This is a genomic window from Streptomyces canus (assembly GCF_001514145.1).
GTDB classification, from domain to species: domain Bacteria; phylum Actinomycetota; class Actinomycetes; order Streptomycetales; family Streptomycetaceae; genus Streptomyces; species Streptomyces canus.
Genome location: NZ_KQ948657.1, coordinates 369850 through 395634 on the forward strand (window position 1 = coordinate 369850; position 25785 = coordinate 395634).

At 70.1% G+C, this 25785-nt stretch carries 23 protein-coding genes; 14 read left to right on the top strand and 9 right to left on the bottom strand.

The annotated features are described in order from the left end of the window. Positions 1-145 precede the first annotated feature (145 nt). A complete protein-coding gene (locus AQJ46_RS06520) occupies positions 146-1969 on the bottom strand; it encodes a phosphoenolpyruvate carboxykinase (GTP) (protein ID WP_057609925.1) in 1824 nt (607 codons plus the stop codon). Between the two features lie 338 nt (positions 1970-2307). Between AQJ46_RS06520 and trhA the strand changes: the two genes are divergently transcribed. The 4 genes from trhA (at position 2308) to AQJ46_RS06540 (ending at position 6097) form a co-directional block, all read left to right on the top strand. After that, positions 2308-3021: a PAQR family membrane homeostasis protein TrhA gene (trhA, locus tag AQJ46_RS06525; RefSeq protein ID WP_059204685.1), complete on the top strand. Its 714-nt coding sequence runs from the start codon at positions 2308-2310 to the stop codon at positions 3019-3021. Positions 3022-3122: 101 nt separating this feature from the next. After that, positions 3123-4667 carry an MFS transporter gene (locus AQJ46_RS06530; protein WP_059204686.1) on the top strand — a complete coding sequence of 515 codons (1545 nt, stop codon included), beginning with the start codon at positions 3123-3125 and terminating at the stop codon, positions 4665-4667. Between the two features lie 5 nt (positions 4668-4672). Further along, positions 4673-5305 carry a TetR/AcrR family transcriptional regulator gene (locus AQJ46_RS06535; RefSeq protein WP_059204687.1) on the top strand — a complete coding sequence of 211 codons (633 nt, stop codon included), beginning with the start codon at positions 4673-4675 and terminating at the stop codon, positions 5303-5305. Positions 5306-5338: 33 nt separating this feature from the next. Beyond that, entirely contained in the window at positions 5339-6097 is a 759-nt protein-coding gene (locus AQJ46_RS06540) for a Mut7-C RNAse domain-containing protein (protein WP_059204688.1), read from the top strand. Here the strand turns inward: AQJ46_RS06540 and AQJ46_RS06545 are convergent. Then, the gene (locus tag AQJ46_RS06545) at positions 6054-8084 is read right to left on the bottom strand and encodes a thioredoxin domain-containing protein (protein WP_059204689.1); all 2031 of its coding nucleotides are present in this window, start codon (positions 8082-8084) and stop codon (positions 6054-6056) included. The genes AQJ46_RS06540 and AQJ46_RS06545 overlap by 44 nt on opposite strands. Before the next feature lie 150 nt (positions 8085-8234). Between AQJ46_RS06545 and AQJ46_RS06550 the strand changes: the two genes are divergently transcribed. Next, positions 8235-11438 carry a tetratricopeptide repeat protein gene (locus tag AQJ46_RS06550; RefSeq protein WP_059204690.1) on the top strand — a complete coding sequence of 1068 codons (3204 nt, stop codon included), beginning with the start codon at positions 8235-8237 and terminating at the stop codon, positions 11436-11438. Positions 11439-11592: 154 nt separating this feature from the next. Here AQJ46_RS06550 and AQJ46_RS06555 read toward each other — a convergent pair whose 3' ends face one another. Continuing rightward, the gene (locus tag AQJ46_RS06555; RefSeq protein WP_079072154.1) at positions 11593-11853 is read right to left on the bottom strand and encodes a hypothetical protein; all 261 of its coding nucleotides are present in this window, start codon (positions 11851-11853) and stop codon (positions 11593-11595) included. Then, positions 11846-12706 (bottom strand): mycothiol conjugate amidase Mca, encoded by an 861-nt coding sequence (mca, locus tag AQJ46_RS06560; protein ID WP_057607639.1) that lies wholly within the window; start codon positions 12704-12706, stop codon positions 11846-11848. Before mca ends, AQJ46_RS06555 begins: the two co-directional genes overlap by 8 nt. A gap of 136 nt (positions 12707-12842) precedes the next feature. Between mca and AQJ46_RS06565 the strand changes: the two genes are divergently transcribed. Further along, on the top strand, positions 12843-13241 hold the full coding sequence (locus AQJ46_RS06565) for a DUF4307 domain-containing protein (protein WP_059204692.1): 399 nt from the start codon (positions 12843-12845) through the stop codon (positions 13239-13241). A 168-nt stretch (positions 13242-13409) separates the two neighbouring features. Next, positions 13410-13910: a transcription elongation factor GreA gene (gene greA / locus AQJ46_RS06570; protein ID WP_057607641.1), complete on the top strand. Its 501-nt coding sequence runs from the start codon at positions 13410-13412 to the stop codon at positions 13908-13910. 61 nt (positions 13911-13971) lie between these two features. Here greA and AQJ46_RS06575 read toward each other — a convergent pair whose 3' ends face one another. The 3 genes from AQJ46_RS06575 to ilvA all read right to left on the bottom strand — a co-directional run bounded on the left by AQJ46_RS06575 (position 13972) and on the right by ilvA (position 17210). Beyond that, on the bottom strand, positions 13972-14817 hold the full coding sequence (locus tag AQJ46_RS06575; protein WP_059204693.1) for an ABC transporter permease: 846 nt from the start codon (positions 14815-14817) through the stop codon (positions 13972-13974). Continuing rightward, positions 14814-15794 carry an ATP-binding cassette domain-containing protein gene (locus tag AQJ46_RS06580; protein ID WP_057607643.1) on the bottom strand — a complete coding sequence of 327 codons (981 nt, stop codon included), beginning with the start codon at positions 15792-15794 and terminating at the stop codon, positions 14814-14816. Before AQJ46_RS06580 ends, AQJ46_RS06575 begins: the two co-directional genes overlap by 4 nt. 186 nt (positions 15795-15980) lie before the next feature. Beyond that, complete coding sequence (gene ilvA, locus AQJ46_RS06585) at positions 15981-17210, bottom strand: threonine ammonia-lyase (protein ID WP_059204694.1); 1230 nt, start codon at positions 17208-17210, stop codon at positions 15981-15983. A 162-nt stretch (positions 17211-17372) separates the two neighbouring features. Here ilvA and AQJ46_RS06590 point away from each other — a divergent pair, with 162 nt between their 5' ends. The 3 genes from AQJ46_RS06590 to AQJ46_RS06600 all read left to right on the top strand — a co-directional run bounded on the left by AQJ46_RS06590 (position 17373) and on the right by AQJ46_RS06600 (position 18828). Next, a complete protein-coding gene (locus AQJ46_RS06590) occupies positions 17373-17876 on the top strand; it encodes a MarR family winged helix-turn-helix transcriptional regulator (protein ID WP_020118471.1) in 504 nt (167 codons plus the stop codon). A gap of 138 nt (positions 17877-18014) precedes the next feature. Further along, positions 18015-18518 (top strand): sigma factor-like helix-turn-helix DNA-binding protein, encoded by a 504-nt coding sequence (locus tag AQJ46_RS06595; protein ID WP_059204695.1) that lies wholly within the window; start codon positions 18015-18017, stop codon positions 18516-18518. Positions 18519-18579: 61 nt separating this feature from the next. Continuing rightward, positions 18580-18828, top strand: coding sequence for a hypothetical protein (locus AQJ46_RS06600; RefSeq protein WP_059204696.1), 249 nt, complete (start codon positions 18580-18582; stop codon positions 18826-18828). Positions 18829-18840: 12 nt separating this feature from the next. Here AQJ46_RS06600 and AQJ46_RS06605 read toward each other — a convergent pair whose 3' ends face one another. Continuing rightward, entirely contained in the window at positions 18841-19998 is a 1158-nt protein-coding gene (locus AQJ46_RS06605; protein ID WP_059204697.1) for a cystathionine gamma-synthase, read from the bottom strand. A gap of 195 nt (positions 19999-20193) precedes the next feature. Between AQJ46_RS06605 and AQJ46_RS06610 the strand changes: the two genes are divergently transcribed. The 3 genes from AQJ46_RS06610 (at position 20194) to AQJ46_RS58775 (ending at position 22906) form a co-directional block, all read left to right on the top strand. Further along, positions 20194-21312 carry a hypothetical protein gene (locus tag AQJ46_RS06610; protein WP_059204698.1) on the top strand — a complete coding sequence of 373 codons (1119 nt, stop codon included), beginning with the start codon at positions 20194-20196 and terminating at the stop codon, positions 21310-21312. Between the two features lie 145 nt (positions 21313-21457). Then, a complete protein-coding gene (msrA, locus tag AQJ46_RS06615) occupies positions 21458-22129 on the top strand; it encodes a peptide-methionine (S)-S-oxide reductase MsrA (RefSeq protein ID WP_059204699.1) in 672 nt (223 codons plus the stop codon). Between the two features lie 6 nt (positions 22130-22135). Beyond that, positions 22136-22906: a hypothetical protein gene (locus tag AQJ46_RS58775; protein ID WP_059204700.1), complete on the top strand. Its 771-nt coding sequence runs from the start codon at positions 22136-22138 to the stop codon at positions 22904-22906. 24 nt (positions 22907-22930) lie between these two features. Here AQJ46_RS58775 and AQJ46_RS06625 read toward each other — a convergent pair whose 3' ends face one another. Continuing rightward, on the bottom strand, positions 22931-24253 hold the full coding sequence (locus AQJ46_RS06625) for an ISAs1 family transposase (protein ID WP_318656712.1): 1323 nt from the start codon (positions 24251-24253) through the stop codon (positions 22931-22933). Between the two features lie 873 nt (positions 24254-25126). Here AQJ46_RS06625 and AQJ46_RS06630 point away from each other — a divergent pair. Further along, positions 25127-25702: a TetR/AcrR family transcriptional regulator gene (locus AQJ46_RS06630; RefSeq protein WP_059204701.1), complete on the top strand. Its 576-nt coding sequence runs from the start codon at positions 25127-25129 to the stop codon at positions 25700-25702. Positions 25703-25785 lie beyond the last annotated feature (83 nt).

Consider the following 25785-nt stretch of genomic DNA (forward strand, 5'->3'; position numbering starts at 1 on the left):
GCCCCGCACGCCGTTGTGCGGGGCCGGTTCGTGACTCAGGGCCTGTCCTGCGGACCTGCCCCCGTGCCGCCCACCCGCGGCCGGCCCGTGACGATCACGGGTCAGGGCTCCCATCGGGGGCCGGCCGCGGGGGTTCTCGGGGGACTCAGCCCAGGCGCTGCACCAGCGCGTGGTACTCGTCCCACAGTTCCTTCGGCGTGTGGTCACCGAAGGTGTTGAGGTGCTCGGGGATCAGGGATGCCTCGTCCCGCCACACCTCCTTGTCGACCGTGAGCAGGAACTCCAGGTCGGACTCGGCCAGGTCGAGGCCCTTGGTGTCGAGCGCGTCCCTGGTCGGCAGGATGCCGATCGGGGTCTCGACGCCCTCGGCCTTGCCCTCCAGCCGCTCCACGATCCACTTCAGAACGCGGCTGTTCTCGCCGAAGCCGGGCCAGACGAACGTGCCCTCGTCGTTCTTGCGGAACCAGTTGACGTAGTAGATCTTCGGCAGCTTCGACTGGTCCTTGTCCTTGGCCACGTCGACCCAGTGCCCCATGTAGTCGCCCATGTTGTAGCCGCAGAACGGCAGCATGGCGAAGGGATCACGGCGCAGCTCGCCGACCTTGCCCTCGGCGGCGGCGGTCTTCTCGGAGGCCACGTTGGCGCCGAGGAAGACGCCGTGGTTCCAGTCGAAGGACTCCGTCACCAGCGGGACCGCGCTCGCGCGCCGCCCGCCGAAGAGGATCGCCGAGATCGGTACGCCCTTGGGGTCCTCCCACTCGGGCGCGATGATCGGGCACTGGGCGGCGGGGGTGGTGAAGCGGGCGTTGGGGTGGGCCGCCGGGGTCTCCGAGGAGGGCGTCCAGTCGTTGCCCTTCCAGTCCGTGAGGTGCGCCGGGGTCTCCTCCGTCATGCCCTCCCACCAGATGTCGTTGTCGTCGGTGAGGGCGACGTTGGTGAAGACGGAGTTGCCCCACAGCGTCTTCATCGCGTTGGCGTTGGTGTGCTCACCGGTGCCGGGCGCGACGCCGAAGAAGCCGGCCTCGGGGTTGATCGCGTAGAGGCGGCCGTCCTCACCGAAGCGCATCCACGCGATGTCGTCGCCGATCGTCTCGACGGTCCAGCCGGAGATCGTCGGCTCCAGCATGGCGAGGTTGGTCTTGCCGCAGGCGCTCGGGAAGGCGGCGGCGACGTACTTGGACTCGCCCTGCGGCGGGGTGAGTTTGAGGATGAGCATGTGCTCGGCGAGCCAGCCCTCGTCGCGGGCCATCACCGAGGCGATGCGCAGGGCGTAGCACTTCTTGCCGAGCAGCGCGTTGCCGCCGTAGCCCGAGCCGTAGGACCAGATCTCGCGGGACTCCGGGAAGTGCGAGATGTACTTGGTGGAGTTGCACGGCCACGGGACGTCCGCCTCGCCCTCCGCGAGGGGGGCGCCGAGGGTGTGCACGGCCTTCACGAAGAAGCCGTCGGAGCCGAGTTCGTCGAGGACCGGCTGTCCCATGCGGGTCATCGTGCGCATGGAGACCGCGACATAGGCGGAGTCGGTGATCTCGACGCCGATCGCGGAGAGGTCCGAGCCGAGGGGGCCCATGCAGAAGGGGACGACGTACATCGTCCGGCCCTTCATCGAGCCGCGGAAGACGCCCTTCTCCCCGGCGAAGATGTCCCGCATCTCCCCCGGTGCCTTCCAGTGGTTCGTCGGCCCCGCGTCCTCCTCTTTCTCCGAGCAGATGAAGGTGCGGTCCTCGACACGCGCGACGTCGGTCGGGTCGGAGGCCGCGTAGTAGGAGTTGGGGCGCTTGATCGGGTCGAGCTTCTTGAAGGTGCCCTTCGCCACGAGCTCCTCGCACAGGCGCTCGTACTCCGCTTCGGATCCGTCACACCAGACCACGCTGTCCGGCTGGGTCAGTTCGGCGATCTCGTTCACCCACGAGATCAGTTCCTTGTGCTGGGTGGGGATGACGGGGGGAGCCGCGATGTCGCGCGCCACGATTGCTCCTAGATGAGGGATTTTTTGTTTGGAGGCCCCGTGGGGGCTGCGACCCGGATGCTTTTCGCGCCATTTGGTGGTGACCTTGGCGCTCATCCGGTGTCGACCGCACTCATTTGATCATCCGACCGATGCGCCCATCTGTCCAGAGGGCATCACAGGTGAGCGGAGTGAGGATCGCCACGCTTCCATTGCACACAGCGCGTTTATTTGCGTGCACTTAGCGTTTAGCCAACCGTCTCTTTACTGGTCAACTCCCGTGAGACGATGGCCACTCTTGACTGTTCCTCACGCTCTACCCATGCGTAACTTACGGTCCCGTAGGTACGATGCGGGTCATGACGCCGCCCGCCCACGACGCCGACGCCCCCTCCCTGCCGCACCAGATCAGGCAGCACGCCCAGCATCTGGCCGAGCCCATCAAGCCGAAGCTGCGCGGCTGGCTGCACCTCGGCATGTTCCCGGCCGCACTGGTCGCGGGGCTGGTACTGACCGCCCTCGCGGACTCGACGAGAGGCCGGATCGCCTGCGGGATCTTCGCCCTGACCGCCTGCCTGCTGTTCGGCGTCAGCGCGCTGTACCACCGGGGCACCTGGACCCCCCGCATGGACGGCGTGCTGCGACGGCTGGATCACGCCAACATCTTCCTGATCATCGCGGGCACCTACACCCCGCTGACCATGCTGCTCCTGCCGGGCAGCAAGGGGCAGTGGCTGCTGTGGGGCATCTGGGGAGCCGCGGTGGCCGGCATCCTCTTCCGGGTCTTCTGGGTCGGCGCCCCGCGCTGGCTCTACACCCCCTGCTACATCGCGATGGGCTGGGCCGCCGTCTTCTTCCTGCCCGACTTCATGCGCGCCGGCGGTGTCGCGGTCCTGGTCCTGGTCGTCATCGGCGGCCTGCTCTACAGCGCGGGCGGGGTGATCTACGGCCTCAAGAAGCCGAACCCCTCACCGCGCTGGTTCGGCTTCCACGAGGTGTTCCACTCCCTCACCGTGGCCGCCTTCGCCGTCCACTACGTCGGCATCTCACTGGTGGCCTACCAGCACACGTAGACCGTTCCACGCCTTCAAGGGCCGCGGCTTCCGAGCCGCGGCCCTTTTTGCATGTCGAAATCGATTGACAGTTTCTAGCTTTTGAGAGCTACTCTCATTTCATGGAAACTATCACTCCGGACCCCCGTCGCTGGTGGGCCCTGGCCGCCCTCGTCGCGAGCATGCTGACGCTCGGCTTCGACCTGACGATCCTCAATGTGGCGCTGCCGACGATGGCCGCCGATCTCGACGCCGGCACCGGCGCGCAGCAGTGGATGGCGGACGCGTACGTCGTCGTCTTCGCGGCCCTGATGCTCCCCGCCGGCCTGCTCGGCGACCGGTTCGGAAGGCGCCGGATGCTGATCACCGGACTCGCGATCTTCCTCGCCGGATCACTGGTCGGCGCGCTGGCGGGCGACGTCAACGCGGTGATCGCCGCCCGCGCGGTGATGGGCGTCGGCGGCGCCCTGGTCACCCCGCTCGCGCTCTCGGTGCTGCCCACGCTCTTCGCCCCCGACGAGCGCACCAAGGCCGTCGGCATCGTCTCCGCCACCTCCGCGCTCGGCCTGCCGCTCGGCCCGATCATCGGCGGCTGGCTGCTGAACCACTTCTGGTGGGGCTCGGTCTTCCTGGTCAACGTCCCGATGGCCGCGATCGGCATCGCCGCCTGCGTCTTCCTGCTCCCCGAGACCCGCGACCCCTCCTCCCCCCGGGTCGACGCCCCCTCCGCCGCCCTCACCGTCAGCGGCCTCGGCGCCCTGGTCTACGCGATCATCGAGGCACCCACCCGCGGCTGGGGCGACCCGCTGGTCCTGGGCATGCTCACGGCGTCCGTCCTGCTGATCGCCGCGCTGGTGCTGCGCGAACGCCGGGTCCCGCGCCCCATGCTCGACATGACCCTGCTCACCCACCGCGGCTTCCTCTTCAACACCGTCGCCGCGACCCTGGTCAACTTCATCCTCTCCGGCCTGCTGTTCGTGCTGCCGCCCTTCCTCCAGGCCGTCCTCGGCCACGACGCCCTGGGCACCGGCGTCCGGCTGCTGCCGATGATGGGCGGACTGCTGGTCGCCTCCCGCCTCGCCCCCAAGGTCGTCGCCCGCTTCGGCGCACGCGCCTCGGTGAGCGCCGGACTGGTGGTGCTGGCCTTCGCCGGGCTCCTGGGCAGCCGTACGACAGTGGACTCCGGCTACGGATTCGTCGCGCTGTGGCTCTCCCTCACCGGCTTCGGCTTCGGCCTCTCCCTCATCCCCGCCATGAACGGCGGCCTCAGCGCCCTGCCCCGCGACCGCGCCGGCAGCGGCTCCGGACTCCTGATGACCATGCGCCAGGTCGGCGGCGCGATCGGCATCGCCCTGCTCGGCAGCCTGCTCGCCGGCACCTTCCGGGACCGCCTCGACGTCACCGGGCTGCCCGCCCCGGCCGCCGACACCGCCGGCGAGTCCGTGGTCGCCGCGCACATGGTCGCCCAGCGCACCGGCTCCACCGATCTGCTGGCCTCCGCGAACAGCGCGTACGTCCACGGCATGGGCGTCGTCCTGCTGGTCTGCGGGATCGCGGCCCTCGTCGCCGCGCTGCTCGCCGCGGCCTTCCTGCCGGGCACACTCCGTCCCGCCGAGACCTCCACAGCCCCGGACTTGGCTGCCGAGGAGGCGGATGCCCGACAATGAACCCCATGACGGCCGCACGCTCCCCCCTCTCCCCCGCCGACCGCCCCCAACTGGGTCTTCGTGAGCGCAAGAAGATCAAGACCCGCGAGGCGATCCGCACCGCGACCTACGCGCTGATCAAGGAACAGGGCTACGACGCCACGACCGTCGAGCAGATCGCCGAGCGGGCCGAGGTGTCACCGTCGACCGTCTTCCGCTACTTCCCGACCAAGGAGGACATCGTCCTCACGGACGAGTACGACCCGCTGATGGTCGAGGAACTGCGCGCCCGGCCCGCCGGCGAGCCGTGGATCGACTCGCTGCGGCACGTGATGCGCCTGGCCCTCGACGGCACCATGGCGGAGGACCCCGAGGCGATCCGCGTCCGGGCCCACCTCGGGGTCCAGGTCCCCGCCGTCCGCGCCCGGATGCTCGAGAGCATGTCCGAGACCGGGCGCATGCTCCGCGAGGCCATCGCAGAACGCTCCGGCCTGGCCGCGGACAGCCTCCAGGTCCGCGTCTACGCGATGTCCCTCATCGGCGGCCTCATGGAGGTCTCCATGTACTGGGCGGAGAACGGCTTCGAGGGCGACCTGCGCGACCTCGTGGACCAGGCCCTGGACGTCCTGGACCAGGGCCTGCCGACGAAGAAGCCCTGAATCCGCTCTCCCCTCCCGTGGCATCCTGACCGGGTGAACGGTCCCGAGATCCACGTCGAGTTCGCCCCCGGCCTGGCCGTGTTCGTCGCGAGCGGCCGCCGCCGGGGGCCCACCGCCCTCACCACCGACGGCGTCTCCTCCCTCGGCCACGTCGTCGAGTCGGCCGGCGTCCCGCTCACCGAGGTCGGGGCCCTGCGGGTGAACGGCCGCGAGGTCCCGAGGTCCTACGTCCCCGCCGCGGGCGACTCCGTCGAGATCAGGGCCGTCGCCCGCCCCCAGCAGATCCCCGGCGCCCCCCTGCGCTTCCTCCTCGACGTCCACCTCGGCACCCTCGCCCGCCGCCTGCGCCTGCTCGGCGTGGACACGGCGTACGAGTCCACGGACATCGGCGACCCGGCCCTCGCCACCCGCTCCGCGACCGAGAAACGCGTCATGCTCAGCCGCGACCGGGGCCTGCTGCACCGCAGGGAACTCTGGGCGGGCGCCTTCGTCTACAGCACCCGCCCCGAAGACCAACTCCGTGACATCCTGGACCGCTTCCGCCCCGAACTACGCCCCTGGACCCGCTGCACAGCCTGCAACGGCCTGCTGCGAGCGGCCACCAAGGAGCAGGTGGCGGACCGGCTGGAGGGCGGGACGGAACGGTCGTACGACGTCTTCGCCCAGTGCCAGGAGTGCGGCCGCGCCTACTGGAAGGGCGCACACCACGAACAGCTGGAGGCGATCGTGGCGAACGCCCTGGCGGAGGTCAACCTCCCAACGCCACCCGCAACGCCTCCGCGTCGGTCGTAGGCGCCTCACAGGTGAAGTGCCGGCAGACGTAAGCGGTGGGCTCGCCGTCGACGAGGATCCGGTCGGCGAGCAGCGGGAGTTCGTCGCTGTCCGGAGTCCCCACCGCGACCACGGCACCGGGGGCGGTCCCCAGAAGTGCCGTACGGTGCAGGGCCCTTGTGGCTTCGTCGGTCAGCGCGGGCCCCACGATCGCGACCTCCTTCGGCCCGTCGAGGTATGCCTCCGCCACCGCGAGCCCCCAACCGACGAACCGCGGCACCCGGGGCCCGAGCGCCTTCACCACCCCGAGTGCCTTCTCCGCGGCCTCGCGATGGGGCTCGGCCCCGGTCTGCGCGGCGTAGGACAACAGCGCCCCCGCCGCGGCCGTCCACCCGGAGGGCACCGCGTTGTCGGTCGGATCCTGCGGCCGCCGAATCAGCCGCTCGGCATCGGCGGCCGTGTCGAACAGCCCGCCCTCGGACCCGGTGAACCGCGTCAGCACATGGTCGAGCAGGAACCCGGCGAAGTCGAGCCAGACCCCCTCCCCGGTCACCGACGCCAGCGCGAGGAAACCCTCGGCGACATCGGCGTAGTCCTCCAGCACACCGGCATTGGCCCCGACCTGACCGTCCTTGCTGGTACGGGACAGCCGGGCCTGCTCGTCCAGATGCAGCCGTACGAGAAGATCGGCGGCCCCCAGAGCGGCCTCGACCAGGTCAGGACGGTCGAAGTAGGCACCGGTCTCGGCGAGCGCGGCGATCGCGAGCCCGTTCCACGCAGCGACGACCTTGTCGTCCCGGCCCGGCGCGGGGCGCCGAGCCCGTGCGTCGAGGAGCCGCTGCCTGATCGACTCGATCCTCTCGGCTTCGAAAACGGTGTCCTGCTGCGGAAGTTGCAGCACGGACTGCCCGTGCTCGAACGTGCCCTCCTCGGTGACACCGAAGTACTGTGCGGCGAGGTCGGCGTCCTGCTCGCCGAGCACCTCACGCAACTGCTCCGGCGTCCACACGTAGTACGCGCCCTCGACGTGCCTGCCCGTCCCGTCGTCACTGTCGGCGTCCAGCGCGGAGGCGAACCCGCCCTCGTTCGTGCGCAGTTCACGCACCATGAAGTCGGCGGTGTCCAGGGCGACCCGGCGGGCGAGGTCGGAGCCGGTGGACCGCCACAGGTGGGCGTAGACGCGGCACAGCAGGGCGTTGTCGTACAGCATCTTCTCGAAGTGCGGCACGATCCAGTCGCGGTCGACGGAGTAGCGGGCGAAGCCGCCGCCGAGCTGGTCGTGGATCCCGCCGCGGGCCATGCGCTCGCAGGTGTCCCGGGCCATCTGGAGGGCGCCCTCGGCGCCGGTGCGGGCGTGGTGCCGCAGCAGGAACTCCAAGACCATCGACGGCGGGAACTTCGGCGCCCCGCCGAACCCGCCGCGCTGCGCGTCGTACTCCCTCGTCAGCCCGAGCAGAGCCGCGGCGAGCTGCTCCTCGCCGGGTGCCTGCGCGTCGCCGTAGGACATCTCCCGCCCGGCGAGATCCCGCACGATCTTCCCGGCGACCTCGGCGACCTCGTCCCGCCGGTCGGTCCAGGCGTGCCGGACACCCTCCAGGACCTGCTGGAAGGAGGGCATGCCCTGGCGGGGGGAGGGCGGGAAGTAGGTACCGAAGTAGAAGGGCTCGGCGTCCGGAGTGAGAAACACGGTCATGGGCCAGCCGCCCTGCCCGGTGGCGGCCTGCACGGCCTCCATGTAGACGGCGTCCACGTCGGGGCGTTCCTCGCGGTCGACTTTGATGTTGACGAAGTGCTCGTTGAGGAATTCGGCGGTGGCCCGGTCCTCGAACGATTCGTGGGCCATCACATGACACCAGTGACAACTCGAATATCCGACACTCAGCAGAACGGGCTTGTTCGTCTTTCGCGCCTCCTCGAAGGCCTCGGCCGACCAGGGCCACCAGTCGACCGGGTTGTCCGCGTGCTGAAGGAGGTAGGGGGACGTCTCGTGGGCCAGTCGGTTCGGCATGGGGTCCATCCTGCCGCAGTACCCCGCGGGTCAGGCGTCAGGCGTGTCCCGACGGCGACGTCGAGCTTCCCGGTGCGGCCCTCTCGCCCCATTGCCCCGGCCGCAGCACACTTGACCAAGAAACCCGTTGCCACCGGAGGGGGAAGTGACATGCGGGACAGTCATCGGGCGGAAGCCGAACGGCTGTTGGGGCGGGCCGTGGAGGAGGAGGTGCGGCGTTCGGGCGGGCGGGTCGACGGGGCCGTACTGCTCGCGCGGGCCCGAGGTTCGCTGGACGCGATGGCGCAGACGGCCGCCGAGGAGTACGAGGCGTACACGCGCGCGCTGGACGAGGCGCAGGCCGGTCAACTCACCTTCCGGCAGCGGTACTCCAAGGAGGGGGCCGGTACTCCTCTGCTGGTGGCGGTGGTCGCCGCCCTGGCTGCTGCCGTGGCCGACCTGGCGCTCGGCACCGACACGGGCACCGCGCTGGGCGCGGGCGTGACCGTGGGCGTCGTGGCCGCGGCGGCGACGGTGGTGAAGGTGGCCGGCTCGCATCTGCCGGCCGCGCACCACCGGGCGGGCGCGATCGGCCAGCCCGGCGGCCCGGAGCAGCTCCGGCTCCAGTGGCTGACGGCCCTGGAGGTACGGGGCATCCGGCCGTTCCTCGACCAGCAGCGGGTGCTGAGCGCGTCGACCGGCCCGAAGAAGGCGGGCCCGCGACTGCGCGGCACGGACAAGAGCGCGGCGGCCCGCGGCAGGAGCGTGCTGGAGCAGTCGTTCGGGCAACTGCCGGAACCCATCAGCGAGTTCGCGGACCGCCGGACGGAGATGGGCCGCATCCGGCAGTGGGTACAGGCCTCGCGCGCGACCACCGAGACCCGGCCCACGGTGGTCGTGCTGCACGGCCCGCCCGGAAGCGGCCGTACGGCACTCGCCGTGCGGGCGGCGCACGACCTCAAGGACTACTTCCGCGGTGCCTGCGTAGTGGACCTGCGCGGCGACAACCCGGAGGAGTCCCCGCTCTCCACCCGGGACGCTCTGCTGCATCTGCTCAACCGGCTCGGCGCCCCGCGCGAGCAGCTGCTGTTCCGTGAGCGTTCCTCGCCCGACCAGCAGGTCAAGCGGCTGAGCGAGCTCTACCACCAGCATCTGACCGGCCTGCCGGTGACGATCGTGCTGGACGACGCCTCGGACCCCGAGCAGGTCCGCACCCTCGTCCCCGAGCGTTCCGACAGCCTGGTCCTGGTCACCGCGCGTGAGCCGCTCCACCTGCCGTCGGACCTAGCCGCCCAGGTGCACGAACTCCCGGTCCACTCCCTGGACGCGGCGGGCGCCGAGGAGCTTCTGGACGCGGCCGCGCAGTCCGCCACCGGTCCCTATGACGCGCAGTCAGCCGACCGGATCAGGGAGTTGTGCGGCGGTCTGCCCCTGGCCCTGCGCATAGCGGGCTCGTCCCTCGGTCCCCGCTCCCCGCGCCAACTGGCCACCGATCTCGGCGCGTACGGCCCGGTCGAGCCCGTCGAACGCGTCCTGTGGCTCCGTTACACCGACCAGTCGGAGCAGGCCCGTCGGCTGCTGCGCCGTCTCGCACTGGCCGGCCGGTCCTCGCTCGGCGCCGCCGCGGCCGCCGCGCTGCTGGCCACCGACGAGACGGAGGCGACCCGGCACCTGGTGGCGCTGGCCCGCGCGGGCCTGATCGACCACGTCCGCGGCAGCCGTTACCGCGTCCACGACGTGGTCCGCGCCTTCGCCCAGGCCAGACTGCTGGACGAGGAGGAGCCGGCCGAGCGCACGGCCGCGCAGGAACGCCTCATCGTCAACTACGCCGACCTCGCCGACTCCGTGCTGCGCCTGGTCGACGGCAACATGTCGACCCGCTCGGACCGCTTCAGCCCGCACGGCTTCACCTCCCTCGACGAGGCGCTGCGCTGGCTGGACGACGAGTCGAGTTTCATCACGGCGGCGCTCAGGCACGCGGAGGGCGTCAACCAGGGAGCGGTTCTCAACCTCCTGGGCGCGTTGTGCGACTACTGCCTGCTGCGCGGTGACCTCTACCGCCTGGGTGAGATCAGCGAGTTGGCACAGGCGGTGGACCAGGGGCTGCTGGTTCGCTCGGTGCAGTGGCGCACCGGTATCGCCGCCCGCCAGCTGGGCGAGCTGGACAAGGCGCGTACGACACTGACCTCGGTGGTCGACCTCTACATGGAGGCCCACCACGACGCGGGGGCCGCGCGCGCCCTGTGTTCCCTGGGCATCACCCTTCACCACCAGGGCCATCTGACCGAGGCAGCGGCGAAGCTCGAGGAGGCGCTGGCCCTCCAGTCAACTTCCGAACTGGCCACGGACCGCGCCTGGACGATGCACGCCCTGGCGGCGGTCGAACGCGACCGCGGCCGGGTCGCGCAGGCACAGGACCTGCTGACCCGTTCGCTGGTCCTGCACCGCGCGGGCGAGTCCGTCCACGGTGAGGCCTGGGCCCACTTCCAGCTCGGCCAGCTGGCCCTGCGCATGGGCGACGTACCGCGTGCGGAGACGGAGCTGAGAACAGCCCTCGACCTGTACGGCCGCACCCGCGACGCCCGGGGCGCGGCGTGGGCGCTGACCCAGCTGGCGCGTGCCCGCCTGGTGGCCGGGGACCCGTCGGCGGCGGTGGACGGCCTGCGCCAGGCGGCGTCCCGCCACCGCGACAACGAGGACGCGCGCGGCGAGGCGTGGACGGTGTACTACCTGGGTCAGGCGTTGGAGGAGACGGGCAACCTGGATCTCGCGGTCCGTGAGCTGGAACGCTCGCGGACGATGTTCTCCCGTATGCGGGACGTCTACGGCCTGGCCTGTGCCCGCCACCACTCGGCCCGTGTCACCCGCGACCAGCGCGCCGCGCAGACGGGTTCGCTGCGCAACTCGGGTTTCGCCCGCCAGCTCCTGGTCGACGCGCGCGCCGACTTCCAGCGCATCGGCGTCGCGCACGGCGAGGCGTGGACCTGCCTCGAACTGGCGGTGGTGGACGCGGGCAACGGCCGTACCCCCCAGGCCCTCGCGCTGTGCGACGAGGCGGTGGCGCTGTTCGCCTCCTACGGCGATCAGCGGGGCGAGGACTGGGCCCGCTTCCTGCGCTGCACCCTGCTGCCGTACGCGGCACCGGGCGGCGTGGAGATCGGCGCGGCGGTCGCCCAGGAGGAACTGGCGGAACTGGGCCGCCGGGAGCACGGGGCACGGGACCAGAAGCTGGACGATTACGTGGGGGCGTACGGACTGCTGCTGGAGCGGGGCGTGAACCTGGACACCGGGTGGCAGGCATGGCGACTGGGGATGGTGCCGAACCGGCACGCGCGGGAGGTCATGGGCGTGTCGGTGGCTCCGGCGCGGGGCTGAGGCGCGCGGTGTCCGCCCGGCGGGCCTGTGCCTGTGCCTGTGCGAGGCGTGTACGCCCCTCGGCGTGGACGGGGCCCTCGGCTGCTGTCGCCGGCCGAGCACGGCCGTTGACGGGAGGGGCCTCGGGTGCCCGCTCCCGTCGCCGCCGCGTGGCTCAGCCCTTGGCCGGCGAGGTCTTGCCGGAGGGACTGTCCGCGGTCTCCTCGCCGGAGGCCTCCCCATCCGGGGACTCCTTGAAGTCGACCTTGTTCATGTGCTTGCTCATGGACTTCATCAGGGCCCACACCGCCAGGGCCATCGCCGCGAAGACGATGAAGCCGAGGACTCCGGGGGTGACCTTGTCCTCGTCGACCTCCTTGGCGAGGGTCGCGAGGTGCGTCATTGCCAGGCTTGCGCTTGCGCTCATGTCAGGCATTGTCGCGGATGCCCGCAAAGAGGTCGTCCTCGGGGAGGGAGGTATCGACGAGGGACTTCGCGAGCTCGTACTCCTCCGTCGGCCAGACCTCCTTCTGGAGATCGAGCGGGACCTTGAACCAGCCGCCGTCGGGGTCGATCTGCGTGGCGTGCGCGATCAGGGCCTTGTCGCGGATCTCGTAGAACTCCGCGCACGGAATGTGCGTGGTCAGGGTGCGGTCGCGCATCGGCGACTCGTCCCAGCGCTTGAGCCAGTCCCCGTACGGCGACTCCATGCCGCGCTCGATGAGCGCGTGGTGCAGCGCCTCGGTGCGGGGGCGGTTGAAGCCCTGGTTGTAGTAGAGCTTGAGCGGCTGGTAGGCCGGGCCGAACTCGGACTCGGGGAACTTCTCGGTGTCCGCCGCGCCCTCGAACGCCACCATCGAGATCTTGTGGGTCATGATGTGGTCGGGGTGCGGGTAGCCGCCGTTCTCGTCGTAGGTGGTGATCACCTGGGGACGGAAGGTGCGGATCTGCTTCACCAGCTCGCCGGCCGCCTTGTCGACGTCCTCCAGGGCGAAGCAGCCGTCGGGCAGCGGCGGCAGCGGGTCGCCCTCGGGCAGGCCGGAGTCGACGAAGCCGAGCCATTCCTGTCCCACGCCGAGGATCTCGCGGGCCTCGTCCATCTCCTTCTTGCGTACCTCGTGGATGTGCTCCTCGATGTACTTGTCGCCCTGAAGCTTCGGGTTGAGGATGGAGCCGCGCTCCCCGCCCGTGCAGGTCACGACCAGCACGTCCACCCCCTCGGACACGTACTTCGCCATGGTGGCCGCGCCCTTGCTCGACTCGTCGTCGGGGTGGGCGTGCACGGCCATCAGTCGCAGCTGGTCAGTCAAGACTCAATCCTCAGTAAGTCGGCGCCCCGGTGTCTTCGGGTGCGAACGGCGGCTTCTATAGTGACCGAATCGGGGGGCGATTAATTCCACGGCCTTGGTTTACCGGGAGACGATCATGAGCACGGCGAGCACTCAGCTGCCCGAGGGACGCTACGGCCGCTCCTCGGACGAGCGTGCCGACCACAAGCTCCGCATCGCCGGTGCCGTCCTCGGCGCCCTCCTGCTCGCGCTGATCGGCTACTTCGCCTACCACTACGTCGTGCAGAACAAGATCAGCGCAGAGGTGATCACGTTCGACTCGGAGAAGTCCGCGGTGCAGGTGCATCTGGAGGTCCGCAAGGACTCCGGCGCCTCGGGCTACTGCACGATCCGCTCCCAGGCGGCGGACGGCTCCGAGGTGGGCCGGGCCGACTTCCGCTTCGGCGGTGACGCCACCCGCATCGACAAGGTCGTCACGCTCCGTACGACGGCCCCGGGCACCACGGCCGAGCTGCTGGGCTGTCACGCCGACTGACGTCACCCCCGATGCATCACCACTGACCTGCGCTGACGTATTTCTGATGGCTTATGTCCTCCCCCTTCGGCCACTGAATTGTTAGGCTCGTGGTTTCGCCCATCCGTGAAGGCACATTCTTCTGGGTAGGGCGATGCTTTGTATTCCCAGTACCTACGAGGAGCACCTGTGACCCAGACCAGCGAAGACGTCACCTGGCTGACCCAGGAGGCGTACACCAAGCTCAAGGAAGAGCTGGCGTACCTGTCTGGTCCCGCGCGCGAGGAAGTCACCGCGAAGATCGCGGCCGCGCGCGAGGAGGGGGACCTGCGCGAGAACGGCGGGTACCACGCGGCCAAGGAAGAGCAGGGCAAGCAGGAGCTCCGCATCCGCCAGCTGACCCAGCTCCTGGAGAAGGCCAAGGTCGGTGAGGCTCCGGCGTCCGCGGACGGTACGGTGGCGCCCGGCATGGTCGTGACGATCGCCTTCGACGGTGACGAGGACGACACCATGACCTTCCTGCTCGCCTCGCGCGAGTACGCGAGCGCGGACGTCGAGACGTACTCGCCGCAGTCCCCGCTGGGTTCCGGCGTGATCGGCCACAAGGTCGGTGAGGACGCGGAGTACGAACTGCCGAACGGCAAGAAGGCCTCCGTGACCATCCTCAAGGCCGAGCCCTACAACGGCTGATCCGGCCGGCCGTCTGTCCTTGTGACGGGCCCCCGGCGCCCTCGCGGCGCCGGGGGCTCTGTCATGCGGTGGCCGAGCGGTACTTGCGGACCGCCAGGGTCCTGAATATGACGATGATCAGGACCGAGTAGATCAGCGAGGCCCAGACCGGGTGCTGCATGGGCCAGGCCTCGGAGGGGGACACACCAGGGTTGCCGAACAGCTTGCGGCAGGCCTGGACCGTGGCACTGAACGGGTTCCAGTCGGCGACGTGCTGCAGCCACGGGGTCATGCGGCTGGAGTCCACGAACGCGTTCGAGATGAACGTCACCGGGAAGAGCCAGATCAGCCCACCCGAGGTGGCCGCCTCAGGCGTGCGCACGGACAGGCCGATCAGGGCGCCGACCCAGGTGAACGCGTACCCGAGCAGGAGCAGCAGACCGAAGGCGCCGAGTACCTCGCCGATGCTGGTGTGGGTGCGCCAGCCGACCAGCAGGGCGACCATGGCCAGCACGAACAGGGTCAGCGCCGTCTGCACCAGGTCGGCGAGCGTCCGTCCGGTGAGCACGGCGCCGCGGGCCATGGGCAGTGAGCGGAAGCGGTCGATGAGCCCCTTGTGCATGTCGTCGGCGATCCCGGCGCCGGCGCCCGCGGTGGCGAAGGTGACGGTCTGCGCGAAGATGCCGGCCATCAGGAACTCGCGGTAGACCAAGGAGTCCGTGGTGCCGCCGATGTTCATGGAGCCGCCGAAGACGTAGCTGAACAGCACCACGAACATGATCGGCTGGATGAGGCCGAAGATGACCATCTCGGGGATCCTGGACATCCGGATCAGGTTGCGCTTGGCGATGACCAGCGAGTCGCGGACGGACTGGCTGAGGGGATTGCCGCGATCCGCGAGCCGGGCGGTGTCGGTGACGGCGCTCACTTGGCGTCCTCCTTCTTGTCGTTGCCCTCGTCCTTCGCCTCGGCCGCGTGTCCCGTCAGTGACAGGAAGACGTCGTCGAGGGTGGGGCGGCGCAGGCCGATGTCGTCTATCTCGATGCCGCGGGTGTCGAGTTCGCGGATGACCTCGGCGAGCAGCTTGGCGCCGCCGGTGACGGGCACGGTGAGCTTGCGCATGTGGTCCTCGACCGTGGTGTCGCCCTTGCCGAAGCCGCGCAGGACCTCCGAGGCGGCCTGGATGTGCTCGCGTTCGTGCACGACGACCTCGACGCGCTCGCCGCCGGTGCGGGCCTTGAGCTGGTCGGAGGTGCCGGTGGCGATGACGTGGCCGTGGTCGACGACGGCGATGTCGTGGGCGAGGTGGTCGGCCTCCTCGAGGTACTGGGTGGTCAGCAGCAGCGTGGTGCCCGCGGAGACCAGCTGTTTGATGACCTCCCACAGCAGTTGGCGGTTGCGTGGGTCGAGGCCGGTCGTCGGTTCGTCCATGAACATCACGGGCGGTGAGACCACCAGGGCGGCCGCGAGGTCGAGGCGGCGGCGCATGCCGCCGGAGTAGGTCTTGGTGGGGCGGTCGGCCGCGTCGGCGAGGTCGAACTGCTCCAGCAGCTCGGTCGCGCGGACCTTCGCCTGCTTCGCCTTCATCTGGTAGAGCTGGCCGACCATCTGCAGGTTCTCGCGGCCGGTGAGGTATTCGTCGACAGCCGCGAACTGGCCGGAGAGGCCGATGGAGCGGCGCACGGCGTCGGGGTGCTTGAGGACGTCGACGCCCGCGACGACCGCCGAGCCGCTGTCCGGCTTCAGGAGGGTCGTCAGGCAGCGGACGGCTGTCGTCTTGCCCGCGCCGTTCGGTCCGAGGAGGCCCAGGACGGTGCCCTCCGGGACATCGAGGTCGACGCCGTCCAGAGCCCTTACGTCGCCGAAGGTCTTGACCAGGCCTTCGGCATAGATGGCGCCTGGCATATGTGTCTCCACGTCGTCGGGGATTCTTGGGAAAGCCTAGGTTTGTGCGTTTTCCTTCGCCCGTTGTTTTTTCTTCTGCGGGCGGGCGTGAGCGGCGTCACGAGACACACCATAACGCGATGTATCGCGTCCCTCAATGGACTTACTCGAAAGAGTGACTTCTGCGTCCTGAAGGGGGCCCTGACCTCAGTCGATGACGGTGTAGCCCGCCTCGCGGAGGGCTCGGCCGACCTCGGCGCAGTGCTCCGGCCCCTTCGTCTCCAGGTGCAGCTCGACCTCCGCCTCCGCGAGCCCGAGCCGTGGATCGGTCCGGACGTGACTCACGTCCAGGACATTAGCGTCGACCACTGACAACACCCCGAGAAGCGTCGCGAGGGCACCGGGCCGGTCCGTGAGCCGGAGCCGAACGGCCAGGTAGCGGCCCTGCGCGGCCATGCCGTGCCGCAGTACCCGCTGCAGCAGCACCGGGTCGACGTTGCCGCCGGACAGCACGGCGACGACCGGCCCCGCGAAGGCGCCCGGGTCGCTCAGCAGCGCCGCGACCGGGCTCGCCCCGGCCGGCTCGACGACCAGCTTGGCCCGCTCCAGGCACAGCAGCAGCGCGGCGGACAGCTCGTCCTCCGTCACCGTGCGGACCTCGTCGACGAGTTCGTCCACGATCCCGAACGGCACGTCCCCCGGCCGCCCGACCTTCATGCCGTCGGCCATCGTCGCCGGGTTCTCGATCGACACCGGACGCCCCGCGGCCAGCGAGGGCGGATACGCGGCCGCGCCCGCCGCCTGCACACCCACGATCCGCACGTCCGGCCGCAGGGCCTTCACGGCGATCGCGACACCGGCCGCGAGTCCGCCGCCGCCGATCCCGAGGACGACCGTGCGCACCTCGGGGCACTGCTCCAGGATCTCGAGGCCGACCGTGCCCTGGCCCGCGATGACGTCGGGGTGGTCGAAGGGATGGATGAACACCGCGCCCGTCTCCGCCGCGTACTCCTGTGCGGCGGCCAGCGTCTCGTCGACCACCTGGCCGTGCAGGCGCACCTCGGCGCCGTAGTGCCTGGTGGCGCTGATCTTCGGCAGCGGGGCGCCCTTCGGCATGAACACGGTGGAGCGCACGCCGAGCAGCGTGGACGCCAGCGCGACGCCCTGCGCGTGGTTTCCGGCGCTCGCGGCCACGACACCCGCGGCCCGCTCCTCGGGCAGCAGTCCGGCGATCCGGACGTAGGCGCCGCGGAGTTTGAACGACCCCGTCCGCTGCAGGTTCTCGCACTTGAAGTGCACCGGCGCGCCCACCAGCTGGGTCAGGTGGCGGCTGCCCTCCATCGCGGTGGTCCGCGCCACGCCCGACAGCATCTTCTGCGCGCCGCGCACGTCGTCCAGCGTCACCGGCGGCACGGGGTGGGCCTTGCGGTAGTTCATGACTCAAGTCTCGCAGTTCACACGTGCGTGCTCGCGCTGTGACCAACGTCCGAGACGGGTTTGCTCAGCGCTGGTACGGCCTGCCTCCGGGCCGCGTACCCTGTCCCCCAACCCAGCAGCCCTTCATGAAGTGAGCCCCCGGCCATGCCCACAACACCTGAAATGTCGATGGACATGACGACCGTCGGTGACACCGGTCTCCTCGACACCCTGCAGCACGAGGTGGCGGTCTTCGCCCGTCGTGCCGAACAGACCCGGCTCGGCGGGGTGGGGCAGGTGCGCAACTCCATGGACCGCGCCGCGTACCTGCTGCTCAACCGGCTCGACAAGGAAGGCCCGATGGGCGTCAAGGCGCTCGCGGCGAGCATGGGGATCGACTCGTCCACGGTCACCCGCCAGGTGGCGCCGCTCGTCGACACCGGGCTGGTCAAGCGCACCTCGCACCCCGAGGACGGACGCGCGGTGGTGCTCCAGCTGTCCCCGCGCGGACAGTCCCGGCTGGAGGAAGTGCGCTCCTCACGGCGTCAGTTGATGGCAGAGCTGACACACGACTGGGCACCGGAGGAGCGCGAGGCGTTCTGCACGCTCCTCACGCGCTTCAACACCGCCCTCTCCTCCAGGATGGCGGTCCAGGGGGTCCCGGGACCGGAGGCGCAGTCCTCTTAGGCAGGGGCACACGCGTGTACCGCCGCGCCTCTTGACCGGACGGCCGTGCCGGGCCTCATATGAGACCGGGTCCTCTGAGACCGGGTCCTCGTGGTCGTACGAAGCCGTCGTACGACCATCCGCAGGCGGGGAGGTGCGGTGCGGCAACGGCAGGTGGTCCAGGGCACGCGTCGGGCCCGGGAGTTCGAGGCGTTCGTCGCGGGCGCGGCCGGGCGGCTGCTGCATACCGCCACGCTCCTGACGGCGGAGGCACCGGACGACAACCCGCGCGCGCGACGCCTGCTGACGCTGGCGCTCGCGCACACGTACGCGTGCTGGGACCGGCTGCGCGGTGAGGACCCCTACGACCGCGCCCGCCAGCACCTCGCCCTGCGCTTCGCACACGGAGCATGGCGCCGCCACGGCGTCCTGCTCCGCGGCCGCACGCACCCCGACAGCCCGCTGTCCCGGCTCGCCCCACAGGAACGGCTGATCCTGGTACTGCGCCTCTACGAGGGCGTGGCCGAGGAACAGGCGGCGGCCCTGCTCGGGCTGCCGGCGGAACGCGTCCGCACGATCTGCGACCGGGCGACGGCCACCCTGCTGCACCCACCGCGCGGGCCCGCACCGGCGGTGGTGACGGCGAAGGTGGCACCGTCATGAGGCGGCGGGACTGGAGTGGCGGCCGTGTCCTGAGACACCCGCGTCGTCCCGGGAGGTACGCGTGAACCGGACCCAGCGTGAGGCCGCCGTGCGGCAGATCATGGAACGGGGAACGCCGCAGGTGCCCGCGGATCTGTACGGGGACGTCGTACGGCGTGGATCGCGCATGCTCCGGCGCAGGACCGCGGCGCGCCGGATCATGTGGCTGCTGTTGTTCGCCGCGAGTGTGGCGTTCGTGGTGTGGGCGCTGACCGCGCGCCCATGGGTGGAGCCGCCGTCCACGACGACTCCACCGATGAGGGGCTGGTGAGCCCGGCCCCGCCTACTTGGCGAGCGCCTGCTGGAGGTCCTCCAGCAGGTCGTCGACGTTCTCGATGCCCACGGACAGGCGCACGAGGTCGGCGGGGACCTCGAGCGCCGAGCCCGCCACGGACGCGTGCGTCATGCGGCCGGGGTGCTCGATCAGCGACTCGACGCCTCCCAGGGACTCCCCCAGCGTGAAGATCCTGGCGCGGTTGCAGACCTCGACGGCCGCCTCCTCGCCGCCCTCCACCCGGAAGGAGACCATGCCGCCGAAGGACCGCATCTGCTTGGCCGCGATCTCGTGCCCGGGGTGCTCCTCCAGGCCCGGGTAGAGCACCTGCGTCACACGCGCGTGCCGGGTCAGCATGTCGGCGACCTTCGTGGCGTTCTCGCTGTGCCGGTCCATGCGCACCGACAGCGTCTTGGCACCGCGCAGCACCAGCCATGAGTCGAAGGGCCCGGCGACCGCACCCATCGCGTTCTGGTGGTACGCCAGTTCCTCGCCGAGTGCCTCGTCGGCGGTGACCAGGGCGCCGCCCACGACGTCGGAGTGGCCGCCCATGTACTTGGTCAGGGAGTGCACGACGACATCGGCGCCGAGCGCCAGCGGCTGCTGGAGGTAGGGCGTCGCGAAGGTGTTGTCGACGACGAGCTTGGCGCCCGCGTCCCGGGAGACCTGGGCGACGGCGGCGATGTCGGTGATGCCGAGCAGCGGGTTGGAGGGGGTCTCCACCCACACGACCTTCGTCTTCGGGGTGATCGCGGCCCGTACGGCGGCCGGGTCGCTGGTGTCGGCGACCGACCACTCGACGCCCCATCGGGCGACGACCTTCGCGAAGAGGCGGAACGTGCCGCCGTACGCGTCGTTGGGGATGACCACGTGGTCGCCGGGGCTGAGCAGCGTACGCAGCAGGCAGTCCTCGGCCGCCAGTCCGGACGCGAACGCGAGGCCCCGGCGGCCGCCTTCGAGGGCGGCGAGGTTCTCCTCCAGGGCGGTGCGGGTCGGGTTGGCGCTGCGGCTGTACTCGTAACCGCCGCGCAGACCGCCCACGCCGTCCTGCTTGTAGGTCGAGACCTGGTAGATCGGCGGGACCACCGCTCCGGTGACGGGGTCCGCGGTGTTGCCCGCGTGGATCGCGAGGGTCTCGAAGTGCTGACTGATGTGCCTGTCGCTCATGGGCTCCGAGGGTAGTCCGCCCGGGGGACCGATGACGGACGACGGGCTCCGCACGGGCCGTACGGCAGGGTTTTCCCCAGGCGTTCGGGCCGGCCGCGGGGAGTTTTCCCCAGGACATTCGGGCCGGTCCGGGAGTTTTCCACAGGGTGCCGACCGGGTTGGGCAATTGTCGGCGGCGTCTGGAACTCTTGAGGCATGGAGATTCTCTGGGTCCTGATGGCGGCGGTCATGCTGGGCTTCGTGCTGATTCCGTTCCTTCGGCGCAGGCGAGGCGGGATCGAACAGGTCCCGGCGGGCCACCCGGACGCCGCGGACCCGGAGGACTACGGCTTCGCACGGCAGGAGGAGCTGGACATCCGCATGCCCGGCCCCGACCAGGACCTGCTGGACGTCCTGGACCTGGTGCAGCGCACACAGGACTACAAGGCGGCCTCCCAACTCCTCGCCGGTACCGAGCGGGAGGGCGAGCTGCGCTGGCAGCGCGTGCAGGCCTTCGCCGGAGCCGCCTCGCTGGAACTGCAGCAGCGTCCGGGCGGAGTCAGCGAGGCACCGGGCGGGCAGTGGCTGCGGGTGTGGCGGGCCGAGCAGCCCAAGGACGCGGGTGGCGCGGCCGTGCACGCGGAGTTCCTGGTCCACCAGGCGTGGCGCACCTCGACGCCGGGCACGGACGAGTTCCGGATCATCATGGAGGAGGCGAAGGTGGCCTGCGGCGAGGCGGCGCTGCTGGCTCCGGGCGATCCGGTCCCGTACATCGTCGAGCTGTCCGTGGCGCGCGGACTGGCCTATTCGCAGGCGGAGTTCGAGCAGCTGTGGCTGAAGATCCTGGACCGTGCCCCGGCCCACATGGGGGCGCACCTGGCCGCGCTGCACTACTGGTGCGAGAAGTGGCACGGCTCGCGGGAGCTGGCGTACGGCTTCGCGGAGGCGGCCGCCGCCCGGGCCCCGCACGGCTCCCTCCTCGCCGCGATGCCACTGTTCGCGGTCTTCGAGCACCTGCCCGAGGTGAACCTGGTCAGCGGCTTCTACCGGAGCGAGGTCGTGACCAAGGCGATCCACGGCGCGCTGCACGCGGTCCACTCGGCCCGTGCCGACGATCCGATGCTGGCCCACGTCCGCCATCTGCTGGTCTTCTTCCTCGTGCGCGGCGAGCGCTGGGCGGAGGCAATGAGCCAGCTCATACACATCGACGGCCACGTCGGCGCCCTGCCCTGGACGCTGTCCGCCGATCCGGCCGCGGAGTTCGCGATATACCGGGCACTGGCGGTGGCCGGGTACGAGGCGAACGGCGGGAGTCCGGCGACGCTGGCGCAGTGACCGCGTCGCCGTGGCCCTCTGACCGACGACACTGACGGCGGGCTCGGGCCGGCGCCGGGCCGGTCGGAATGCGGCCCCGCACGGAAACGTTCTCGGTGCCGACGCACATCCTTGTGCGACGCGGACGAACGAAGGAGCCCACGTCATGCTGTTCGGCCGTACGCCCGCCCTGCCCACCCCCGAGCAGGCGCTGACGGGCCGCCCCGAGCCGATGTTCCCGGTCCCCGACCGCCACACCGTCCTCGGCACCCCGCTGCTCGGCCCCTACCCCGAGGGCTATCAGATCGCCGACTTCGGCCTGGGCTGCTTCTGGGGCGCCGAGCGCACGTTCTGGCGGCTCCCGGTGGGAGTGTGGACGACGCTGGTCGGCTACCAGGGCGGCCACACCGAGAACCCCGCGTACGAGGAGGTCTGCTCGGGTCTCACCGGCCACACGGAGGCGGTCCGCGTGGTCTTCGACCCCGCCCTCCTCTCGTACGAGCGCCTCCTGAAGACCTTCTGGGAGGCCCACGACCCGACGCAGGGCTTCCGTCAGGGCAACGATGTCGGCACCCAGTACCGCTCGGCGATCTACACCCACACTCCCGAGCAGGCCGCCGTGGCCGAGGCTTCCCGAGCCGCCTACCAGCAGGCCCTCACGTCCACGGGCCACGGCACGATCTCCACGGAGATCCTCCCCGCGAAGGGCAGGACCTTCTATCCGGCGGAGGGGTACCACCAGCAGTACCTTTCAGGCAGTAAAAACCCGGACGGGTACTGCGGGTTGGGCGGGACCGGCGTGTCCTGTCCGATCGGCGTGGCCAAGGCGGATGGCTGATCTCAGGTGACCGACGCCGAGACGATTGGACGTCTACTCGCCGCTCTCGGCGCCGAGGATCCGCAGGGCTGGGCTGAGTCGGAGGTCGAGGAGAACCTTCCTCAGCTGGCTCGGTACCGGCTCCTGCGGGCACTGTCCGAGGACATCGAGGCCTGGGACACCGCTTCGGTCGCCTCTCTTCGCGACCAAAGCATGGCGGGGGGAGCCCGCGCCACCGATCCCGTGGCGGAGGCGGCGTGGATCGCCCGCGCTGTCGCCCGGGAAACCGTCTTCGGCGTCCTCTACCGGCTGGCGGACCCGGACAGTGATGCCCTGCCCACCGCCCTTCGGCAGCAGATGCCCGGCTGGGTCCTCATGGAGACAACGCCCGCCGGCGAGCTGACGCATCGGGTGCTCGATGCCTTGCACGAGGACCTCGACACCTTGGACTCCCCGGCCGAAGCGCCTCGCAGTAGGACCGTCGCGGAGGGCTGGATCCGGGAGACCAACCTCCGTGCCTTCTGCGAGTCGCTCGCGGCAGAAGTGGCATACGACTTCGACGACAGCGATTGGCTGGCCATCGACACGGCACTCCCCGGCACCGACGACGAGCAACCACGCTCGGCCTGGTACACCTACCCCCTTGTCGGACGCACCCGCCTGGAACTCCATGTCGCTCGCTCCGTGGGCGGCAGCGAGGTGTCGGTGAGCGTCCAGGGAACGGTGGACGGCCGCACCCGAATCCGCGTCGAACTGCTCCTCGACGTCATGGCGCGCTATGCGGTCGCACCTGACTGACCTCCAGCAGGACAGGGCAGCTCACTACGCAGCTCTGGTTACGGGTACTTGAGCAGGCACCTTTCGCCGCAGCGGTACCTTTCGGGCAGCAATAACCCTGATGGATACCGCGGCTTGGGCGGCACCGCGGTGTCGTACCCGATCGGCGTGGCCAAGGCGGATCGCTGAGGCCCTGCCGCCCAATATGTCGACATCGCTCAGATGCCTTGCGCGTCCCAGAGGGCAGTCACAGGTACCGGGCCAGGGTCTTTGAGAAGTGATTTTGTGTCCGGGTTCGTCATGCCAGCCCGAGGGCGGCGAGAGGCCGTAGGTGGTCACGAGCGGTGCGGCGGAGGGCGGCTGCGATGTTGGTGTGGCCGTCCGGCGGTGGATTCCGATGGCGAGGTTGCGCAGGCCGGCCATGACGCGGGGCAGGCGGCGGGTGCGGGTCTTGGAGGCGTCCTCGTGGAAGGTGCGGTCGCGGACGTGGTGCAGCTGGTTCTCGATGCGCCAGTGGCCACGGATCCAGGTGGCGAGTTCGCTGCCCGTGGCCGCGCCGGGTGGCAGGCTCGTGACCAGGTAGATCCGCTCGATCGTCAGCTTGCCCGTGCCCAGATCGCGTCTCCAGCGCACGACTTGGAGTGCCTGGCGGGCGTGGGGGTAGTCGAGGTGGGCGAACGTGGCGGTCTTCAGACGGCGGATCTCGTCGCGGTGGTGGGCCTGTCCGCGTTCGTAGTGGTCCAGGCGGATGTCGCGCCAGGGCAGGCGCTGGACGCTCTCGTGGAGAGCGGGGTGGTTCCTTTTCACCACGGCGAGGTAGTGGGCTCCGCGTTTGTGCAGGTAGATGGCGTGGTAGTGCTGGGTGTGCAGGGCGTCGGCGGTGATGACGGCGCTGGTCAGATCGATGCTGTCCAGGAGTGGAGCGAAGGCCGGGATCTCGTTGCTCTTCCCGTCGATCTGTCGTTGGGCGAGGACCTGGCCGCTGTGCGTCATCGCTGCGATCAGGGCGACGGCCGGCTGTTTCGCGGTGCGGGAACCGCGGAGAGTCTTGCCGTCGACGGCGATGATCTTCCGTCCCGAGGCTGGGGCTTTGCGTTCCTGGAGGAAGTGTCCGATGGCGCGGTCCAGTGCGTCACCGTCCGCGGCGGCGAGGACGAGGCGGATGGTCGTGGCATGGGGTGGGCGGATCAGGCCGGTCAGCGGATCGGGCCGGAAGCCGAGCAGGGCCAGGACGCGCTGCGGGGCGTCGGCGACCCACTCGCCGATCGCTGTGATCGAGGCAGCGCCGGCCAGAACGGCGGCGGCCGCAGCGGTGAGATGGGCCGTCCATGGGTGACGGATACCTCGACGGGCTCGCGGGTCAGGCACCGTGGCTAGATAATTCCGCAGGTCAGCGACCGTTTTCTGCGGGGCAGGACCGGAGGCGTCCTCCAGTTGCTGGAGACATGACGGCATGCGGGAAGATGGGTGCGCAGGCATGGACTCGCTCGGTGGTCATACGGACTCGACACCCACATGATCACCAGCATCCATGCCTGTTCTGCATCCAGGGTCGCTGCCGACATCAGCTGACAAGACCTCACATCCGGTGCTCAGCAGGCGAACCACCCACCTCAAGGCTCTCAAGGGCCCTGGGGGGCGGCCTCCTGTGACATCGTTATCTCGTCCCGCATCGACGGGGCGCGTGTACCGAGCGGGAGCCCGTTCCCCCCATGCGGAGGATCATGGAAGGTCGCGAGCGCTTGTGCAGGCCGCGACCCCGTTCAATGCTCTCGATGGCTCCGGTCCGACGGGGTCCTTTCGGCGAGAGGGATCCTCCGATGCGATGCAGGTGAGTCCTCGGTGCAGGTGTGCTGGCGCTCGTACTGGCATCCGGAGTAGGTGGGTACGCGCAAGCAGGTTCCCCGGGGCCGGGCGCGGAGGTGGCGCACGGCACGGCCAACGGCGAGCAGGCCGTGGCCTGCTGTCCCGCCGGAATGCAGGCTGTGGGCGGAGCGTGCAGCCTGGCCGCAGTGCCCAGGTGGTCAGCGCCCCCTCATGACCGGAAACGGCTGGGTGGGGGCTGCTGAGGGCCCTGACCCCAGCACCCCGATCTCCGTGTACGTCGTCTGCGACTGACTGCTGACTGCCTGTTTCCGACCCCGTCGTCTCCCATCCGGGGGCAGGGCCTCGCCGATCTTCGACGTCGCCCCTGGTCCTGAGTATTTGACCTCGGGGTCAAATACTTGCTACGGTAGGGGCATGGGAAGACCGAAGAGCTTCGAACCGGACGTGGTCATCGCGCAGGCGATGGAGGCGTTCTGGACCAAGGGCTACACCGACACCTCACCTGCCGACCTGGCGGAGGCGACCGGCGTGGCCAAGGGCAGCCTGTACCACTCGTTCGGTTCCAAGCGTCAGTTGTTCGGCAAGACGCTGGACCTCTACAGCCGGATGCAGGCCGAGCGGGCCGAGGAGTTCCTGGCGCGGCCGGGCACGGCCAAGGAGCGCATCCGCGCCTACTTCATGCTGCTCGTGGACGCGGACCTGGACGGGCCGGTGCGGCGCGGGTGTCTGGCCCAGAACACGCTCGGGGAACTCGGCGGACGTGACGCGGAGGCCACCCGTGCGGCGCACCGCCTGGAGGAGGGCATGATCGAGTTCTTCGCCGCCCGCATCCGGCAGGGCCAGCGCGACGGTGACGTCGGTCAGGACGTCGACGCCCAGGCGCAGGCACTGCTCCTGCAGAGCACCCTCGCCGGGCTGCGGGTCATGGCCAAGACGTTCGACCGGCCCACGCTCCACCGGATCGCCGACACGGCCGTAGCTGGCCTCTGAGACACGACACTCCGGGCGACAGCCTTTTCGCGCCCTGATTCTTGACCCCTAGTTCAAGAACGTGTGGTTCTTCCTGTCGCGCA